This is a genomic window from Rhizobium sp. SSA_523, from assembly GCF_030435705.1.
Taxonomy (GTDB): domain Bacteria; phylum Pseudomonadota; class Alphaproteobacteria; order Rhizobiales; family Rhizobiaceae; genus Neorhizobium.
Genome location: NZ_CP129381.1, coordinates 1,443,241 through 1,460,763, shown reverse-complemented (window position 1 = coordinate 1,460,763; position 17,523 = coordinate 1,443,241). Strand labels below are relative to the sequence as shown.

At 61.0% G+C, this 17,523-nt stretch carries 17 protein-coding genes; 11 read left to right on the top strand and 6 right to left on the bottom strand.

The features are described from left to right. The first annotated feature begins 50 nt into the window (after window positions 1-50). The 10 genes from QTJ18_RS07885 (at window position 51) to QTJ18_RS07840 (ending at window position 11,503) form a co-directional block, all read left to right on the top strand. Window positions 51-1,364, top strand: coding sequence for an extracellular solute-binding protein (locus QTJ18_RS07885; RefSeq protein ID WP_252754000.1), 1,314 nt, complete (start codon window positions 51-53; stop codon window positions 1,362-1,364). Window positions 1,365-1,432: 68 nt separating this feature from the next. Then, entirely contained in the window at window positions 1,433-2,314 is an 882-nt protein-coding gene (locus tag QTJ18_RS07880; protein WP_252754001.1) for a carbohydrate ABC transporter permease, read from the top strand. Window positions 2,315-2,321: 7 nt separating this feature from the next. Then, window positions 2,322-3,233: a carbohydrate ABC transporter permease gene (locus QTJ18_RS07875; protein WP_252754002.1), complete on the top strand. Its 912-nt coding sequence runs from the start codon at window positions 2,322-2,324 to the stop codon at window positions 3,231-3,233. Between the two features lie 4 nt (window positions 3,234-3,237). Further along, entirely contained in the window at window positions 3,238-4,287 is a 1,050-nt protein-coding gene (locus QTJ18_RS07870) for an ABC transporter ATP-binding protein (protein ID WP_252754003.1), read from the top strand. 7 nt (window positions 4,288-4,294) lie between these two features. Beyond that, on the top strand, window positions 4,295-5,029 hold the full coding sequence (locus tag QTJ18_RS07865; protein ID WP_252754004.1) for a DUF1868 domain-containing protein: 735 nt from the start codon (window positions 4,295-4,297) through the stop codon (window positions 5,027-5,029). A gap of 2 nt (window positions 5,030-5,031) precedes the next feature. Further along, window positions 5,032-5,850: an inositol monophosphatase family protein gene (locus QTJ18_RS07860; RefSeq protein WP_252754005.1), complete on the top strand. Its 819-nt coding sequence runs from the start codon at window positions 5,032-5,034 to the stop codon at window positions 5,848-5,850. 403 nt (window positions 5,851-6,253) lie between these two features. Continuing rightward, window positions 6,254-7,462 carry a plasmid partitioning protein RepA gene (gene repA / locus QTJ18_RS07855; RefSeq protein ID WP_252754006.1) on the top strand — a complete coding sequence of 403 codons (1,209 nt, stop codon included), beginning with the start codon at window positions 6,254-6,256 and terminating at the stop codon, window positions 7,460-7,462. Then, window positions 7,459-8,538 (top strand): plasmid partitioning protein RepB, encoded by a 1,080-nt coding sequence (repB, locus tag QTJ18_RS07850; RefSeq protein WP_252754007.1) that lies wholly within the window; start codon window positions 7,459-7,461, stop codon window positions 8,536-8,538. Before repA ends, repB begins: the two co-directional genes overlap by 4 nt. Window positions 8,539-8,761: 223 nt before the next feature. Beyond that, window positions 8,762-10,081 carry a plasmid replication protein RepC gene (repC, locus tag QTJ18_RS07845; RefSeq protein WP_252754008.1) on the top strand — a complete coding sequence of 440 codons (1,320 nt, stop codon included), beginning with the start codon at window positions 8,762-8,764 and terminating at the stop codon, window positions 10,079-10,081. A 291-nt stretch (window positions 10,082-10,372) separates the two neighbouring features. Further along, window positions 10,373-11,503, top strand: a complete 1,131-nt coding sequence (locus QTJ18_RS07840; RefSeq protein ID WP_252754009.1) for an RHE_PE00001 family protein — start codon at window positions 10,373-10,375, stop codon at window positions 11,501-11,503. Window positions 11,504-11,540: 37 nt separating this feature from the next. Here the strand turns inward: QTJ18_RS07840 and QTJ18_RS07835 are convergent, their stop codons facing one another. After that, window positions 11,541-11,984 carry an Lrp/AsnC family transcriptional regulator gene (locus QTJ18_RS07835; RefSeq protein ID WP_252754010.1) on the bottom strand — a complete coding sequence of 148 codons (444 nt, stop codon included), beginning with the start codon at window positions 11,982-11,984 and terminating at the stop codon, window positions 11,541-11,543. Window positions 11,985-12,167: 183 nt separating this feature from the next. Between QTJ18_RS07835 and ocd the strand changes: the two genes are divergently transcribed. After that, the gene (gene ocd / locus QTJ18_RS07830; protein WP_489672078.1) at window positions 12,168-13,163 is read left to right on the top strand and encodes an ornithine cyclodeaminase; all 996 of its coding nucleotides are present in this window, start codon (window positions 12,168-12,170) and stop codon (window positions 13,161-13,163) included. 157 nt (window positions 13,164-13,320) lie between these two features. On the opposite strand, the gene QTJ18_RS07825 is transcribed toward ocd, so the two are convergent. The 5 genes from QTJ18_RS07825 to pcaC form a co-directional block, all read right to left on the bottom strand. After that, window positions 13,321-14,406, bottom strand: a complete 1,086-nt coding sequence (locus QTJ18_RS07825) for a glycoside hydrolase family 25 protein (RefSeq protein ID WP_252754012.1) — start codon at window positions 14,404-14,406, stop codon at window positions 13,321-13,323. Between the two features lie 245 nt (window positions 14,407-14,651). Further along, window positions 14,652-15,707 (bottom strand): 3-carboxy-cis,cis-muconate cycloisomerase, encoded by a 1,056-nt coding sequence (locus QTJ18_RS07820; RefSeq protein WP_252754013.1) that lies wholly within the window; start codon window positions 15,705-15,707, stop codon window positions 14,652-14,654. Between the two features lie 37 nt (window positions 15,708-15,744). After that, window positions 15,745-16,362: a protocatechuate 3,4-dioxygenase subunit alpha gene (pcaG, locus tag QTJ18_RS07815; RefSeq protein ID WP_252754014.1), complete on the bottom strand. Its 618-nt coding sequence runs from the start codon at window positions 16,360-16,362 to the stop codon at window positions 15,745-15,747. Between the two features lie 2 nt (window positions 16,363-16,364). Further along, entirely contained in the window at window positions 16,365-17,105 is a 741-nt protein-coding gene (gene pcaH / locus QTJ18_RS07810) for a protocatechuate 3,4-dioxygenase subunit beta (protein ID WP_301557750.1), read from the bottom strand. Continuing rightward, window positions 17,102-17,521: a 4-carboxymuconolactone decarboxylase gene (gene pcaC / locus QTJ18_RS07805; protein WP_252754015.1), complete on the bottom strand. Its 420-nt coding sequence runs from the start codon at window positions 17,519-17,521 to the stop codon at window positions 17,102-17,104. Before pcaC ends, pcaH begins: the two co-directional genes overlap by 4 nt. Window positions 17,522-17,523 lie beyond the last annotated feature (2 nt).

The following is a 17,523-nucleotide window of genomic DNA, read 5'->3' as shown; positions in this document are numbered from 1 at the left end:
AGTGTAATAATGAGGAAGACGGAATTTCAGTCTTTTTGGGGGTCAAATCAATGAAGCTCACACGCCTCTTCGCATCGGCCTTGGCCTTTGCAAGCATGACAGGCGCAGCCGGCCTTGCCCGGGCTGCGGAGATCGAGTTCTGGTATGGCAATACCGGCGTTGTGGAACAGGCCATTCTGGAGTCCTGCGCCGCCTTCAATGCCGGCCAGACCAGAGACAAGGTCAACTGCATCGGACAGGGAAATTACGAGGTGGCGATGCAGAAGGCGATTGCCGCCTACCGCGCCAAGAAATCGCCGGTGCTGATGCAGTTCTTCGATGCCGGCACCGTGGATCTGATGATGTCGGGAGCGGTGGAGCCGGTCAGCACCGTTCTGCCGGCTGTCAATTGGAAGGACTATCTGGGGGGTGCCCGCTCGTTCTATGAGACGGCGAAGGGCGAGCTTCTCTCGCAGCCTTACAATGGATCCACCCTCATCCTGTATGGAAATCGCGACATGCTGTCGAAAGCCGGCATAGATCGCCTGCCGACCACGTATGAGGCGTTGATCGAAGACGCCCGGAAACTGAAGGCGGCGGGCATTGCGTGCCCCTTCGTTACCGACGGACATCCCTGGCGGGTGCTGGAGCAATTTGCGGCTCGCCATGGCGTGGCGATTGCCAGCCGGCACAATGGCTATGACGGCCTCGATGCCGTCTATACCTTCAACAAGGGACCGGTCGCCACGCATCTGCAGAACCTCAAGACATGGCGCGACGAGGGCCTCATTCGCCTTGGCCAGGATAGCAAGGCCGGCAAATACGATGCTGCCTACAATACCGGCGAATGCGCGATGATGGAAGGATCGACCGGAGGCTACGGCGCCGCCTACAAGGCTCTCGGTGACAAGGTGATGATCGCGCTCGCGCCCATATACGAGGGCAAGAGCCGCCATAATACATTGATCGGCGGCGCCTCGATCTGGATCATGAAGGGCCATTCCGCGGCGGAGATCGATGCGGCAAAGGCATTTCTGGACTTTCTGCGGCGCGATGACCAGCAGATCGAATTTGCCGGCAAGACGGGCTATCTGCCGATGACCGGCACCGCGCTCGCGGCGCTGAAAGCGTCAGGCAAGGCCTCGGATCCGCACTATGCCACAGCGGAGATCGGCGTCGCATCGCTTGACCAGCCAGCGACCGAGGATAGCCGCGGAGTAAGGCTCGGCTTCTACGTACAGTTTCGCGACATCTTCATGAAGGAAACGCAAAAGGCCTTCAATGGCGAGAAGCCGATGCAACAGGCGCTGGACGATGCCGCCCAGCAAGGCAATGAGCTGCTGCGGCGCTTCGAGAAGACCTATAGCGGCGTTGCCATGCAGTAAATGCTGCCGGACAGTCCCTTGAGAGGGAGCCGGCACCGCCGGCTCTCCATCCTGTTGTGGGAGCTTGCATGCGACAGACCTTTTACTCCGGAGGATGGCTTTATGCGGCGCTGGTTCTGCCCATTCTCCTCCTCATCGTCACCTTCTTCTATCTGCCGGTTGGTCTGGCCTTTTATTGGTCCTTTTTCCTGGAAAGGCCGTTCGGCGGGGGCTCGCAATTTGTGGGCTTTGCCAATTTTGCGCGCGTTCTCTCGGATCCCGCTTTCTGGTCGTCGCTGGCGCGCACCTTCCTGTTCATGGTGCTCGCGGCAGGGTTCGGCATTCTTCTGGCGCTCGCTTTGGCACTGGCCGCCGATCGCGGGCTTCGCACCAGCCGCATCGCCCGCAATGTGCTGATCTGGCCGAAGGCAATTGCCGGCGCGTCGATCGGCATCGTCTTCGCCTTCCTGTTCGACCCCTTCCTCGGCTTGCTGGCCCCATTGAACACGCTGTTTCCCGGCCTCTGGAACCCGCGCATCGACGGCGTGGACGCCTTCACCACAGTGGTGATCGCCCAGGTGTGGACAGGCGTCCCCTTCAACTTCATCATTCTCCTGTCCGGGCTGCAGACGATCCCGGACACGCTGGTCAAGGCGGCGGCCATGGATGGCGCCGGACCCTGGCGGCGGATGCGCGACATCCAGATGCCGCTCCTGACACCCCAGCTGTTCCTGACCTTCGTGCTGGAATTCGTCGGCACGGCGGTCGATCCCTTCGGCCTCATCGACACGATGACCGGCGGCGGGCCGGGCGATTCCACGAGCCTGCTGATCTACAAGATCTATACCGATGGCTTTCAGGCCTATGACCTGTCGGGAGCGGCAACGCAGACGGTGCTCCTGATGCTCTTCGTCATCGGCATGGTCCTCGTGCAATTTCGCCTGGAAAACAAAGTCAAATACGAGCGGTGAACCTTCGATGATCGAACCGACACGCGGCATCAACCTTACGGCCAATGCGATCCTGATCTGCGGGATCATCTTCATTCTGTCACCGCTGCTGATCGCCTTGATCGTCGCGACGCAGTCTTACGAGGACTTCGTGGCGGCCGGCGGCATCAGTCTCTTGCCGGGGCGCTATCTCCTCGACAACATCATCCATATCGTCACGGAGACCAACCTGCCGCGGCAGGTGCTCAACTCGATCATCATCGCCACATGCGTGGCGACCATCAAATGCAGCTTAGCCTTCGCCGCAACCTTTGCGCTCGTCTTTTTCGACTCGCGCTGGAACCGGCTGATCTTCGCCCTGACCATCGCGACGGTCATGCTGCCGCTCGAGCTGATCGTGGTGACCACCTATCAGGTGGTGGCGAATGTGGCCATGCCGCTGAACTGGCTGATCGATCTCGGCTGGTATGCCAGTGCAGCGCAAAGCCCCGCTCCGCATCTGGAGTGGAACCTTCTCGACAGCTTTGCCGGCATTGCCGCGCCGATCGCCACCTCCTCCACCTCGGTCTTTATCTACCGGCAGTTCTTCCTCAGCCTGCCGCGGGATCTGCCGCGCGCTGCCGCCATGGACGGTGCCGGCCCGCTTCGCTTCCTCATCGATATCCTTCTGCCGCTGTCGAAGACGCCGCTGATCGCCACGTTCATCTTCTGGTTCGTCGGCGGCTGGACGAACTATCTATGGCCGCTCGTGGCCGCGACATCGAGCACTATGCAGCCGGCCATTGTCGGGCTTTCCCGCCTTGCCACCAGCGAACCCGATCGCATTCCGGAAGTGCCGATGCTGATGGCGGGCGCCTTGTTCGTCTCCCTTCTGCCCGTCCTCCTGATCGCCGTCATGCAGGGGCGCATCGTCAAGGGCCTCAACCTCTCGGAGAAATGACCCCATGGGCAACACGATCGAACTCCACCAGGTCAGCAAGGCCTTCGACGGCAAGACCGTCATTCCGGACTTGTCGGCCGAATTCGAGGACGGCGAATTCGTCGCAATCCTCGGTCCGTCCGGCTGCGGGAAATCAACAATGCTCAACATGATCGCCGGACTTGAGCGCGTCAGCGCCGGCCAGATCTTGATCGGCGGCGTCGAGGTGCAGGACAAGGCGCCGAAGGATCGCGGCTGTGCCATGGTCTTCCAGAACTACGCCCTCTATCCGCATATGTCGGTGAGAGACAATATCGGCTATGCGCTGAAAGTGGCCGGCGTGCCGAAGGCGGAACGTGAACGGCGCATTGCCGAGGCGGCCCGCGTGGTGGAATTGGGCGACTATCTGGAGCGCCGTCCCTCGGCACTCTCCGGTGGTCAGCGCCAGCGTGTCGCCATTGCCCGGGCCATCGTGCGCGAGCCCAAAGTCCTGCTGTTCGACGAGCCATTGTCCAACCTCGATGCCAAGCTGCGCCACGGAATGCGGATGGAGTTGAGCCAATTGCATCGCCGGATCGGTGCAACCAGCGTTTTCGTCACCCATGACCAGATCGAGGCCATGACGCTGGCAGACCGGGTGATGCTGCTGAATGGCGGCCGGATCGAACAATTCGCCAGCCCGCATGATCTCTATCACCGTCCAGCCACCACATTCGTCGCCGGCTTCATCGGCGCGCCGCCGATGAACCTCATGCCGGTGACGGGGGATGGGCGGGCGCTTCGACTGAAGGATGGGACCCTGCTCTTGCAGCACGATTATCAGGGGGAGGCCATTCTCGGCATCCGGCCTGAAACCATTGTCACCGGTCAAGGCGCGCTGGCGGCCAAGCTGCTCTATCACGAGGATCTGGGTTCGCACTCGTCTCTGCTGGTCCAGCTTGCCGAAGGGCAGACGCTCCAGATCGCGTCGCCCTTCGGCACGCAGTTTTCCGGATCGGCGGAGATCCGTTTCCACTTCCCCGTCGATCAGATCCATCTCTTCGATCACAGGACCGGCCTGCGGCTGGAGAATTGAAAGGAAAATGATGATACCGATGCGTCCCGATGCCATCGACTACCTCACCGGCAGACTGTCCTCCGATCCCCGCCCCGGCGGCATCTCCCTGCCGGGGGCAGGCGGCAAGTTTCATTCCGATGGCAGTGTGCAGCACTGGCCGGGCAATACCTTTATCTGCCACATCGATCGCAGATCATCCGCCTTCGAAGCCATTCGCGCGCTGCAGGAGGAGATCAAGCGCAGCCCATTCAATCGCTTCTTCACCTTCCTTCCGCCCTCGAGCTTCCATATGACCGTCTTCCAGGGCGTATCGCCCGCCTCTGCTCCGGGCCGCGGCTGGCCGGACGGCCTGGACTGGCCGCTGGCGCGGGATGTCGCCTCGGCGGAGATCCTGCAGCGGATCGACACTGTCGCCTTGCCGAACCGAAGCACGATCCGCCTCGTCGACGTGTTCGCCGCCCATAGCCTCACCGTTACCGGCGCGACCGCGCAAGACGAAGAGGATTTGCGAGCCGCCCGCCGGACGCTGCGCGATGCCACGCGGATCGCGCAAGCGGATTTCGACGATTACGTCTTCCATATCTCGCTTGCCTATCTCATCGACTGGGTCTCCGAACCGCTTGCCCGCGATATTGCAGCCTTCAGCGCGGAGCTTACGGCCGAGCTTGCCGCCCGCCTCGGCGATATCACGCTCGGGCCCGTCGAGTTCTGCGAGTTCGACACCATGCATCATTTCGAACCCCTCAAGCTTCTGGTGTGACAATGCCCCTTACCGAAACAGAGCGACAGGGTCTGATCCGCACCGTGCGTGAAACGGCGAAGACCGAAATCATGCCGCGCTTCCGCCGCCTATCATCCGCGGATGTCGCCACCAAAACCTCCGCCAGTGACCTGGTGACCGTCGCCGATCAGGCCTCGGAACGGGCGATCTCTGCTGCCGTTCGCCGCCTGATGCCCGATGCGGCCATTGTCGGCGAGGAGGCGGTTGCGGAAGATCCGACGCGTCTTGATCTCCTGAAGCAATCCGGACGGGCCGTGGTGATCGATCCGATCGACGGAACCTGGAATTTCGTGGCGGGGCTTGCCACGTTCGGGGTCATGCTGGCGGTGGTGGAGGACGGGGAGACGATCTTCGGCCTTCTGTATGACCCCGTGTTTGACGACTGGATCCTGGCCGACCGGGGTCGCGGCGCCTTTTATGGTGGTCAAGGCCGCGCCGAACGGCGCCTTCACACGAAGACCCGCAGGCCCAAGGCGCAAGCGCATGCCTTCGTGCCGCTCTTCCTTTACCCGCCGGAAGACAGAGGGAGGATCGCCGCCGCCTTTCCGCAATGGGGTCGGGTGACCAATCTTCGATGCTCCTGTCATGAATATCGCACCATGGCCTTCGGCCATGCCGATCTGATCCTTGCCCCGGAGCCGAAACCGTGGGACCACGCAGCAGGCGTTCTGGTCATCAGCGAGACCGGCGGCGCAGCCTGGACCGGCCGGCCTGGCTACGACATTACCGATAGCCGAACCACGCTGACGGTGGCGGCCACGTCACCGCTCGATGATGAATGGATGTCCGAGTTCCGATAGGTTCGGCACGCCTGCCGACGCTGGCGTCCCGCTGGCGGAGATGGCTCGTCCGCGGATAGGATTGAGCCTTCGTCGATTGATGATGATGATGGCTTGCGAATCTCTCCGGAATATTCACGATTCGCGCTACGCAGGGCTTTTTGTCGCAAAAGGAGGGCATCCTGCCGCTCGGCCTTGCGTGACAAAGTGGGAATCTGAACATGACTTGCGCCTGAGCCGCTCCCGGCGAATCATGACAAATGATTGACATGGTTCAGGAAACTGGAAGAACCGCTTCATACCGGCTCGAGTTTGTTAACCACGCGTTAACCAACAAGCGTTTGACGGAAAACGGGAATCGGGTAATTTTCCCTGCGACGGTAATTCGGCAATCATGCGCAAAAAACCGTCGCAAGAGAAACCGATGAATATGCGGCCCGCCAAGATGACCGAATCCTCTGCTGCCAAGATCGCCAGGCAGTCGCAGCTGCTGTCTGCCCAGCTGCAGTCACTTCGCGAGCGCCTGTACGAGCCGCATGCGCGCAAGACGCTGAAGACTTTTACCTCGCGCGAGACGGCCGGCCTTCTCGGCATTGCGGAATCCACCTTGCGCCAGATGTCGCTGGATGGTGAAGGTGCCATTCCCGAGCGGCAAGACAATGGCCGCAGGATCTATACGCTCGACCAGATCAACCAGATCCGCGAGCATCTGGCCAAGAAACGTCCTGCAGAAGCGCTGGATTTCCTGCCACGTCGGCGCGAGGGTGACAGGCTGCAGGTCATCACCGTCGCGAATTTCAAAGGCGGATCCGCCAAGACGACAACCACCGTGCATCTCGCGCATTATCTGGCGATTTCCGGGCTGCGGGTTCTGGCGGTGGATCTCGATCCCCAGGCCTCGCTGTCGGCGATGTTCGGCTATCAGCCGGAATTCGACGTGGCCGAGAATGAAACCATCTACGCGGCCATCCGCTACGACGAGCGCCGCCGGCCTATTCGCGACGTCATCCGCAAGACCTATTTCGACGGCATCGATCTCATCCCCGCCAATCTTGAGCTCATGGAATATGAGCATGAAACGCCGCAGGCCATTGCCGAAGGTCATGGCCGTGGCGACGAGATCTTCTTCCGGCGCCTGAATGCGGTGATCAACGAGGTCGAAGCCGATTACGATGTCGTTCTCATCGATGCTCCGCCGCAACTTGGCTATCTGACGCTTGGTGCGCTTTGCGCCGCGACAGGCCTGTTGATCACCATCCACCCCGCCATGATCGACGTTGCGAGCATGAACCAGTTTCTGGCTATGATGAGCGACCTGATGGGGGTGATCGAGGAACGCGGCGGGCTGCTGCAGCATGATTTCATCCGTTATGTCATCACGCGCCACAACCCCAATGACGGGCCGCAGGTCAATGTCGTGACCCTCCTGCGCTCCCTCTTCCGCGACGATGTGCTTGCACCGGCCGTCGTCGAGACCACGGCTATCGCCAGTGCTGGTCTCGAGAAGAAGAGCCTCTACGAGATGAGCCGCGGCAGTGTCGGTAGAGACACTTTGAACCGGGCCTTGGAATCGGTCGATTCCGTCAATCACGACATCCTGCACCTCATCAAGCAATGCTGGGGGCGCAAATGACGAATGCCCGCGACCGGAACCAGCGGATGAAGAGCCTGTTTGCCAACGTCAATCCTGACGAACTGGCACATCAGGCGCCGCCCCCACCTGCTGATTGGGAAAAACGCCGCGTTGGTTCCTCTGCCGTTCGCTCGATGGACCGGGCGTTTGTGTCGATCGAGGAAGAGAACAAGCGCCTTCACGAACAGCTGCTTTCGGCCGAGACCATTGTCGAGCTCGATCCCGACGTGATTGAGCCGTCCTTTGTCCGCGACCGCCTGCAATTCGACGACAATGCCGAGTTTGCCTCCTTTGTCGACGGAATTCGGGAAAATGGCCAGCGCCTGCCTATTCTCGTCCGGCCCTTGGCCCAGCGGCCCGGCTATTTTCAGGCGGCTTACGGGCATAGACGCCTGCGGGCCTGCCAGCTGCTGAAGCGGCCCGTGCGCGCCATTATCCGCGAGCTGAGCGACGAGGAACTCGTCATCTCGCAAGGGATCGAGAATACCGAACGCCTGAACCTCAGCTTCATCGAGCAGGCGCTATTTGCTCTGGCGCTGAAGGACCGCGGCTATACGCGCGACACGATTTCCCAGGCCCTCGGCCGCCGCGACAAGAAGGGCATTGCCTATATTTCGCATCTGACCGGGATTGCAGCCATGATCCCCGAACAATTGGCGCGGATGATCGGCCCTGCCCCATCCATCGGCCGGCCGAAATGGGAAAGGCTTGGCAGCCTGATCCATCAAAGGCGGCTGACGGAGCATCAGGAGGAACAGCTGGACGCTCTTCTTGCGCGCCCCGATTGGCTGGCCTCCGGCAGCGACCAGCGATTTGGCCTGGTCGTGAAGGCGCTGGAGACGCGACAGAGCCCAGGCTCTCAGGCCACGGAGCCAGAGGGCGAGCAGGGCCTTTCCCTTCAGGACATTGCTCTGGACGATGGCATAGTTGCCACGGTTCAGGCGACATCCCGCGCCGTTCGTTTCACCATACCGGAAGCGCTGGTGCCAGGCCTCTCTGCTTGGCTTGCCGCGCGCCTGCCGGAGCTCGCAGCCGAATTTCGTCGCCAAAAAGATGAGGACGAGACGATGTCATAAAGGTCAGCATGAAAAAGGGTCCGCCGACGGCAATCGACAGACCCTTATCCATTCGTCAGCGGATGAACCGTCAACGTCATTTGTAGCAATCTGATTCTAGGACGGTCGGGCCCCACAATCAAGTCTCTGATGGATTCAGAGTGCGATTTTATGCGCCCTTCTGCTGGCTCAACGTTACCACCTGATTGGGGGACGCGGCTGACACAGCTGCGAACGTGAACCTATGTCCTGTCAAACTGCGGTGTCGTCGTTCAGACGTCTCACGCCGGCTATCGTTGCGAGCGCAAGGCTTGCCATCTCCGATGTGGTTCCTGAAACGACAAAAGCGGAAATCGCTCTCCTTCTGAAGAAGGCGGCGCCGACGCTTGGGATCAACGGAACCGCCTATCACGTCATGGATATTCTGCTGGGTCTGACCCGGGCGGAGGACTGGAAAGGTGATAATCGTCCCGTCGTGGCCATCTCCAATGCGAAGCTTGCGGAATATACGATGCGCTCGGAGCGCACGATCATTCGCTGCATTCGAAAACTCGTCGAGGTTGGCATTGCAGCCTATCGCGACAGCTCGTCCGGGCGCCGCTTCGTACAGCGTGATCAGGCTGGTGCAATTACGACGGGGTTCGGTATCGATTTTACCCCGGCCCGTGTGCGGCTGAATGAGCTGAAACAGAAAGTGCAGGATTACCAGCAAAGGCTGGCGCTTGAGCTTGAGGCCCGTCGGGATGTGTCGCGGCTATCGCGGGCGCTGGAGGATCTGGCCCTTGCCTTCCCCGCGCAAGCAGGCTGCTTTTCGCTTGCGGATCACGATGCGCAGGCCAGCATCATGGATCGGGCGGACCAGCTTCGTGATCTTTACGATCTGGCTCTGAAGCTGGTCGGTCCGGATTTTGAAGGCCCGATGGCAGCCAAGGGTGACATGGATGTCATGCCTAATACTGATACAAGTTTTATGAATCTTGAAAGAGGTAGTGGCGCGTCAGGTGAAGCACAGAGCGAGACAGGCAACGATCCGCTTCTGCGCAAGGAACTCGGCTTTCGAAAGAGTGTGGTCACCGCCGAGGCAAAGGCGGAAGCAGAATTTGCTGAGACAGCCAATGCGCCACTGTGCAAGCTAGAAACTGAGACCCTGAGCAAGAACAAGGCCAAGACTGCATGCGGGACAGGCGCTGTTCCTGATCCGCAATCCGTAGAGACAGCCGTGCTTGCACATATCCCCATGAATTTGATCCGTCAGGCCTGCCGGGACACGCCGCTGCTTCTTGGCCAATCCATCAGCAACTGGCATGACTTGCGTCGGCTGGGACCATCCCTGTGCCGCCTGGTTGGGATTTCCGAGAAAGCCTATCATGCCAGCACGGGTCGCATCGGGCCATTCGCCACCGCCGCTGTTCTGGCGACGCTCGTGGAAAAGTCCTCACGCGATCCGGATGACATCCTGAAGCCGGAGGCTTATTTCCTAGCCATGGTCGACCGTGCCCGAGAGGGGCATTTGCGCCTGGATCGAACCCTGCATGGCCTGATCAAGGCACAGGCTCAAGAATGAGACATGGGAACACGGGCAGGCGCATCATCAGCGAGGGATAGGCGGTGTTACAGTTGTAACCTCTCCACCGCTGATCGGTGCCCGTTACAACTGTAACGGTGACGGGTAAAGTCCATGAAGATGCGTTCGAAGGTGACGACCGTTGTTCGACATGCTATGAAATGAGGAGGCAAATCAGTAGCTCCGTCGCAAGTTTCGAGGCGCTGACGAAAAGCTCCTCAGCAATATTCCCTGTGACGGACCGTAATCGCCTGCTAGCGTCCGCAAGGCCGTTGTTCTATCATCTTGCCAATGGCTTACGATCTGGATCAACGTCTTCTCCCCCTGCTGCTTTCGCCCATTGCGCAAGCCACCGAGGCGCTGGTCCGCCTGGACGAGCGACTGGCATCATCGCCGCTCGGACACGGAGTGCTGGAGCGGCAGCACTTCTCCGATGCTTGCGCGTCCCTATGGCTGGACGGGGAACTCGTCCATCTCGAGGACCTCGTTCTGCACGAGGCAGGTCATGATATTCGAGCGCCAAGCCATGAATTGACAATTGCCCGTGACGTGCTGCGGAGCCGCAAGCGCATCCTCACTCATCCGGTCGAATGGCCTTTCACCCTCGAAGGCCTAAGGACTTTGCGAAGAGGAGGGAGTGGTGAGCCGGAACTGGAGACGAAAGGCTGGAGCGATGCGGCATCCGCCGGCAGCCTGGCCCGCCAGCCAGCATCATCCGCTGAGGCGGAGAACCCGGTTGAAGACGCTTTCGCCAGGGAGCTGGCAGCATTTGATGCTCTTCTCGATCGCAGCACCGCCATGATCGCCAGGGTCAAGGAGGAGCCATTGCGGCGCGGCCTGGAGCGAGAGCCGCTTGTTTATGATCCGCAATGGGATGAAGAGGAGCGGATGGCGGAATGGCTGTCGCTGCTGCAGGACACCCAGCATCTGCCCGCTGTTTTGCAGGCCGTCCTGCTGCTGGATGCCTGGAGCGAGATCGGCGTTTTCCAGCACGGAGCCTGGCTTGGCCGTTTGTTGGTCGCTGCCCTCCTGCGCCGCCGCCACGTGACCGCGCTGTCGCATCTGACGGCGCTCAACCTCGGACTGCGGGCCATCCGCCTGGATCAACGCCGACATCGCAGCCGTTCCGTGCGTTTGACCGCCATGCTTGAGGCGGTGCAGACGGCCGCGCAATTGGGGCTGAAGGATCATGATCGTCTGCTGCTTGCCCGCCAGACGATGGAGCGGCGGCTGACCGGGAGGCGCAGTACGTCGCGCATGCCCGAGCTCGTGGATCTTGTCATGACCCGGCCGCTCGTCTCGGCGAAAATGGTGGCCGAGGTTCTGGATGTGACGCCGCGAGCCGCCTTGCGCATTCTCGAAGATCTTGGCCTCAGGGAACTCACCGGCCGAGGGCGGTACCGCGCCTGGGGCATAGTCTAACGCGCAGGAGAACCAGAGGCCCGCCCTCTTCGCGCGGTCAGACCTTCGAGAGCAGCAGGCTGGTCTCGCTGTTCGACACGCCCTCGATCATCCGCACCTCGCGCAGCACGCGATCGAAATCACCGAGACTGTTGGCGCGCACATGCGCCACCAGATCCCAATTGCCATTGGTCGTATGGAGCGTGTGTATTTCCGGCATGCCCCGCAATTTGCGAATGACCTTGTCGGTCGCCTTGCCGACCACTTCGATCATCATGATGGCCTGCACCGTCTCGGCGTCGAAAGCCTCACGCACCCGGACGGTGAAACCGAGTAGCGTGCCCGTCGTCATCAGGCGATCGAGCCGGGTCTGCACTGTTCCCCGTGCAACACCGATCAGTTCCGAGAGCTTGGAAAGCGAGGCGCGGCCGTCGATGCGCAGTTGGGCGATGATCCGGCGGTCGAGCTCGTCGGGAATATAGAGAGGCTTGTCTTGTGTCATCTGTCCGTTCCGCCCGTTTCGACTGCGCATTTTGCGCAATTGCCTGACGGAAACAACACAGTCTGGCCATATCATCAACAGGTCATCGAGAGGTAGGCTGGGGTCGTCATGCACACAGAGGAGGAAAGCGTGCTCCAGCCACCCTCGCAAAAGGCCCTTGTTCCCTTTGTCAGCGTCGAAAACATGATGCGCCTCGTGCACCGTGTCGGCCTGGAGCGGATGCTCCTGGAACTGGCCGGGGTCATCGAGGATGATTTCAGGCGCTGGGACTGCTTCGACAAGACACCCCGCGTGGGATCGCATTCCCGCGATGGCGTCATCGAGCTCATGCCGACTTCGGATGGCGAGATCTACAGTTTCAAATATGTCAATGGACACCCGGCCAATCTCGGCAAGGGCTTGCAGACGGTCACGGCCTTTGGTCTCTTGGCCGAGGTCGCGACGGGCTATCCAATCCTGCTGACGGAGATGACGCTGCTGACCGCTTTGCGCACGGCAGCGACCTCGGCCATGGCTGCGCGCCATCTGGCACCGGCGCAGGCCAGGACCATGGCCATTATCGGCAATGGTGCGCAATCGGAGTTTCAGGCGCTGGCGATGAAGGCCGTGATCGGGATCGAGGCGGTGCGGCTGTATGATATCGATCCGCGGGCGACGGAAAAGGCGGTGCGCAATCTGGCCCGTTCAGGCCTCTCTGTCACCGCTTGCCGATCGGCCGAGGCGGCGATCGAAGGGGCGGAGATCATTACCACCTGCACCGCCGACAAGCAGTACTCGACCATTCTGACGGACAATATGATCGGCGAGGGCATTCACATCAATGCCATTGGCGGAGACTGCCCCGGAAAGACAGAGCTGCATCCGGACATTCTGAAGCGCGCCGCGACGTTTGTCGAATATGCGCCGCAGACCTGGATCGAGGGCGAAATCCAGCAGATGCCGAAGGACTATCCGATCACGGAATTTTGGCAGGTCCTCTGCGGCGCCGCTAAGGGCCGCAGCGATCTTCGGCAGATCACGCTGTTCGACAGTGTCGGCTTCGCCATCGAGGATTTTTCCGCGCTGCGCTACATCCACGGGCGGATCACCGATACCGATCTCTTCGACTGGCTCGACATCATTGCGGATCCGGATGATCCGCGCGATCTCTACGGCATGCTGCAGAGGGCTGAGATGTAAAGGGCCGCGGCAGGCGCCTGCAACTCCCCTGCCATGCACCGCAGATCCTCGGGATCTAAGCGGACTTGCATTGGCCTGCCAACGCTTCATCCGCTTAGTTTATCGTTTTGACGCAGGTTCCGGTCGGAAAACCGTGGAACACTGTTCCGGAATCTGCTTAGCGGCTGGCCACACGGGCGGCGGAGCTTGTGAAGCGGTGCCACTGCTCCTCCGACCCGTTGAAGACATTCAGATCGATCTTTTCCGAGACGCCCTGCGACAGGCCGGAACCGGAATACTGCCAGAACAGCCATTTGCGATCCGGATAGATCTTGGACGGATGTGCCGCCACCGAGCGCAGCCAGAAGGGGTAGTCGCGGAAATGGCCCTGCAAATTGTCCTTGTAGAAGTCCGGCGCGGTGTAGATCACCGGGCGCTGACCGTAATGCTGCTCCAGGCGATCCATGAAGACCTGCATCTTCTCGCGGATCTTTTCGGGCGAGAGGCGGCGCTTGCAATCCGACAGATGGTTATATTCCACGTCGATCACCGGCGGCAGCGCATCTGGATCCTTCGGCACATTGCGGATGAACCAGGATGCCTGCTCGCTCGCGACGCGGCACCAATAGAAGAAGTGATAGGCGCCGCGCTTGACCCCGGCCTCCTTCGCCCTGCGCCAGTTCGTTGCGAACATCGGGTCGATATGGTCGCCGCCATCGGTCGATTTGATATAGGCGAAATTGGCGCCCTGGCTGCGCAGCGTCGCCCAGTCGATATTGCCCTGCCAGCGCGAGACATCCACCCCATGAACGGGATGGTGCTGCGGAGTGATGCGACCGAAATTGATCGGCTTGGCATCGCGGAAGCGCTGGCCATAGACGCGGCTGCGCTTGATGTTGGGATTAAAGCTTTCGCGCGGGTCCGGCATCATCATTGCCACCGGCCTTGCGCTGGGAAGTGGCATGCCAAGCCGCGCGCCGCTGGTTTCAAAAGCCTGGGTCTGCGGTGCCGTCCCGGCCCATGCCAGTTCGTGCGGTGACGGATCGGCAGCGCCGGCAGCACCGGGCATAGCCGCGTCGGATGGGGCGGCGGAGGCCTGTCTTGCGGCCACTCCGGAAATTGCCGCCGGCGGTGTCACCGGGGCAACGGCATTTGTGATTTCCTGCGATGGCGCCAGCGCCAAGGCCTCCTCCGGGCCGCTCGACCGGCAGCTGCCGAGCGCCAGGCATCCCAGGATGATGGTGGAGAGAGTTTGAATACGCATGAACACCACAACTCTGTACGCGGGAGCAGGCAGGCAAACAGGGGCCAGCCTCGCAGGATTGCTAACAGAGCATTACCGGAAAATTCTAAATGCAAACTTTACCGCGGCCCGACCGGGCGCAAATATTCAGAATTATCTAAAGTAAGCCGGATCGCCGGCAGCCCTCCCCCGGCCACAGCGTGTCCCATCCCCCCATTGCGGGCGGCAGCGATAAAAACCGGATGGCGCCTTTAGGGACTGGATGATCAGTCGCGCCCGAGGGAGCGGATCTTGCCCACCAGGGCTTCCGCAGTGATGAGCGCGGTTCCGGCCGTCACGGCGATTGATGGCAGCAGCATCCATTCCAGCGTCCAGGCCGCCCCTGATCTCTCCTGCTCATGCACCATGGCATGATGCATTCCGGAGATCTGGGTCGCATTATAGCGGGCCAGCGTCACGAGGATTTCGGCCCCGACGGGATTTTGCTTGTGCGGCATGGCGGACGAGCCGCCGCCGCCGGACAGGACGAGTTCATCCTGCATCTGCGCCATCAGGGCGATATCCTGGCCGAATTTGCCGAGGCTGTCGCTGATCAGGCAAAACAGGTTCGCCACCTCCACCAGATGATCACGCTGGTTCTGCCACTGGTGCATATTGGCCAATCCGAGGTGACCGGCGAGCGCCGCCCTCACCTCGTCCGCCTTGTCGCCGAGCTTGTCCAGCGTGCCGGCGGCGCCACCGAATTGCAGCGGCAGTCCCTGCTCAAGACAGGCGCGGAGACGCCCTCTATGGCGAAGAAGCGGTGCGGTCCAACTCTCGATACGATCGCCCGCCGTGATGGGAATGGCGGCCTGCATGCGCGTATGGCCCATCAATTGCCGCTGGCCATGAAGGGTCCTGAGGCTTTCGAACGCGGTCACCAGACGATCGAGCCGGGTCGCATGCAGCCGCAGCACTGCCGTCAGACGCATCATCAGGCTGCTGTCAATGACATCCTGGCTGGTGGCGCCGAGATGGACAAGGGCGGCATCCTCCGGCTGGACCGCCTTTCGCAATTGTCGAACCAAGTCGGGAATGACGACTCCGTCCTGCGCCACGCCCTGTCGCAGTTCAGCCATGTCCGGCGAAAACTGGGCTGCAACCGCGGCAATGCGCCCTGCCGCGTCGGCGGGGATCATGCCTGCTTGCGCCTGCGCGCGGGCCAGTGCGCCTTCGAATTGCAGCATACAACGCAGGTCGGCGGATGCGTGGAACTGACTGGCCGTCTCCTCATCGCCGAGAAGGCCGGACAGAAAGGGATGCTCGAAAGGGGACAGGCTCATGGCGCTTCTCGTCACATCGGGTGGAAGGGACGGACGATCAGATGTCGAAGAAAATGGTTTCGTTTTCGCCCTGAAGGTGGATGTCGAAGGTGACCGTATCGCCCTCGCGTTTGCCGATCAAGGTTGCGACCCGCACGCGATGCTCGATCCTGCCGAGCACCGGATCTTCGGCATTGGCCTCCTCCTCGTCGGAGAAATACATGCGCGTATGCAGGCCGATATTGATGCCGCGCGCGACGATCCACAAGGTGACATGCGGTGCCATCAGTCGGCCATCGCGGAAAGGAACACGACCCGGCTTGATCGTTTCGAAAACGAACTCGCCAGTGGTCATGTCCGCCGGGCAGCGCCCCCAGCCGAAGAAATGCGGGTCGGCTTTGCCGCGGGTCTCGGAGGGGCTGTTATACAAGCCGTCGGCGTCGGCCTGCCAGATTTCGACCATCGCATCCTTCAGCGGCGTGCCGGTGCCGTCGATCACCCGGCCGCGAATGGTGATGCGCTCGCCGCGCGTCTGCTCCGTCGCCATGGGTCCTGCGCCGAGATCCGTCTCATAGACGCCCTCTATCCCGGTGAAGTTTGGCGTACAGCCGATATGCACGTAAGGGCCAGCTGTCTGCGAGGCCGATTCCTTCAGATACTGCAGGGATTGCACCATGATCAGTTTCCTTCCTTGCGGTTCTCGAAGAAGGTCGAGCGGCGGCCGCGCAGGACGATGTCGAATTTGTAGGCGCGCATGTCCATCGGAATGGTGTTGTTCATGTCGAGCGGAGCGATCAGCCGCTTGATCGCCTCTTCATCGGGAATGGTCTTGACGATCGGACAGATCCAGATGAGCGGGTCCCCTTCAAAATACATCTGCGTGATCAGGCGCTGCGCAAAGCCATGACCGAAGATGGAGAAATGGATATGGGCAGGACGCCAGTCATTGACGCCGTTCGGCCAGGGATAGGGGCCGGGCTTGATGGTGCGAAACCAGTAATAGCCGTTGTCGTCGGTGATCGTGCGGCCAAAGCCGCCGAAATTGGGGTCGAGCGCCGCGAGATAGCTTTCCTTCTTGTGGCGGTAGCGGCCGCCGGCATTGGCCTGCCAGAATTCCACCAGTGCGCCTGCAACGGGATGGCCCCGCTCGTCCAGCACGCGGCCATGGACGAGAATGCGCTGGCCGATCGCCATTTCGCCCGGCTTGGCGTAGTTGACGATCAGGTCATTGTCGAATTCGTTGATGATGTTGTGGCCGAAGACCGGACCCGTGATCTCGCTTTTGGTGCCTTCCAGCGAAATCAGCGCCCGCTGCGGGGAGCGCAGGACCGAGGTCTTGTAGCCGGGGGTGAAGGCGGGGGGATGCATGTCCCGGTCCCGGGCAAAGAAGCCGCCTGTTTCGGGCAGGGTATTCTTCATCGCGTTTCCTCCTCGACGCTCATCGCCTGATCCATATCGGCATAGACCGATTTGGCGATCTTGAATGCGTGATTGCTGGCGGGAACCCCGGCATAAATGGCCACATGCAGCAGGGCCTCGCAGATGTCCTCGCGCGTCGCGCCGGTATTGGCCGTGGCGCGAAGATGCATCGCCAGCTCTTCATGCTGACCCAGTGCCGCCAGAAGTGCAATGGTGACGATGGATCGCTCGCGTTTGGAAAAATGCGGACGCGACCAGACATTGCCCCAGGCCGCTTCGGTGATCAGCTCCTGGAAGGGTTGGTCGAAAGCAGTTTCATTGGCTGCGGCCCGGCTCACATGGGCGTCGCCCAGTACCATGCGGCGCGTTGCCATGCCCTGGCGATAGCGCTCCGACGGCGCGGCTTTGTCGGCCATGG

Excerpts from the sequence above, each read along its gene's own strand:
- QTJ18_RS07885 (WP_252754000.1), top strand. The coding sequence starts at position 51 with ATGAAGCTCACACGCCTCTTCGCATCGGCCTTGGCCTTTGCAAGCATG.
- QTJ18_RS07880 (WP_252754001.1), top strand. The coding sequence starts at position 1,433 with ATGCGACAGACCTTTTACTCCGGAGGATGGCTTTATGCGGCGCTGGTT.
- QTJ18_RS07875 (WP_252754002.1), top strand. The coding sequence starts at position 2,322 with ATGATCGAACCGACACGCGGCATCAACCTTACGGCCAATGCGATCCTG.
- QTJ18_RS07870 (WP_252754003.1), top strand. The coding sequence starts at position 3,238 with ATGGGCAACACGATCGAACTCCACCAGGTCAGCAAGGCCTTCGACGGC.
- QTJ18_RS07865 (WP_252754004.1), top strand. The coding sequence starts at position 4,295 with ATGATGATACCGATGCGTCCCGATGCCATCGACTACCTCACCGGCAGA.
- QTJ18_RS07860 (WP_252754005.1), top strand. The coding sequence starts at position 5,032 with ATGCCCCTTACCGAAACAGAGCGACAGGGTCTGATCCGCACCGTGCGT.
- repA (WP_252754006.1), top strand. The coding sequence starts at position 6,254 with ATGAATATGCGGCCCGCCAAGATGACCGAATCCTCTGCTGCCAAGATC.
- repB (WP_252754007.1), top strand. The coding sequence starts at position 7,459 with ATGACGAATGCCCGCGACCGGAACCAGCGGATGAAGAGCCTGTTTGCC.
- repC (WP_252754008.1), top strand. The coding sequence starts at position 8,762 with ATGTCCTGTCAAACTGCGGTGTCGTCGTTCAGACGTCTCACGCCGGCT.
- QTJ18_RS07840 (WP_252754009.1), top strand. The coding sequence starts at position 10,373 with ATGGCTTACGATCTGGATCAACGTCTTCTCCCCCTGCTGCTTTCGCCC.
- QTJ18_RS07835 (WP_252754010.1), bottom strand. The coding sequence starts at position 11,984 with ATGACACAAGACAAGCCTCTCTATATTCCCGACGAGCTCGACCGCCGG.
- ocd (WP_489672078.1), top strand. The coding sequence starts at position 12,168 with ATGATGCGCCTCGTGCACCGTGTCGGCCTGGAGCGGATGCTCCTGGAA.
- QTJ18_RS07825 (WP_252754012.1), bottom strand. The coding sequence starts at position 14,406 with ATGCGTATTCAAACTCTCTCCACCATCATCCTGGGATGCCTGGCGCTC.
- QTJ18_RS07820 (WP_252754013.1), bottom strand. The coding sequence starts at position 15,707 with ATGAGCCTGTCCCCTTTCGAGCATCCCTTTCTGTCCGGCCTTCTCGGC.
- pcaG (WP_252754014.1), bottom strand. The coding sequence starts at position 16,362 with ATGGTGCAATCCCTGCAGTATCTGAAGGAATCGGCCTCGCAGACAGCT.
- pcaH (WP_301557750.1), bottom strand. The coding sequence starts at position 17,105 with ATGAAGAATACCCTGCCCGAAACAGGCGGCTTCTTTGCCCGGGACCGG.
- pcaC (WP_252754015.1), bottom strand. The coding sequence starts at position 17,521 with ATGGCCGACAAAGCCGCGCCGTCGGAGCGCTATCGCCAGGGCATGGCA.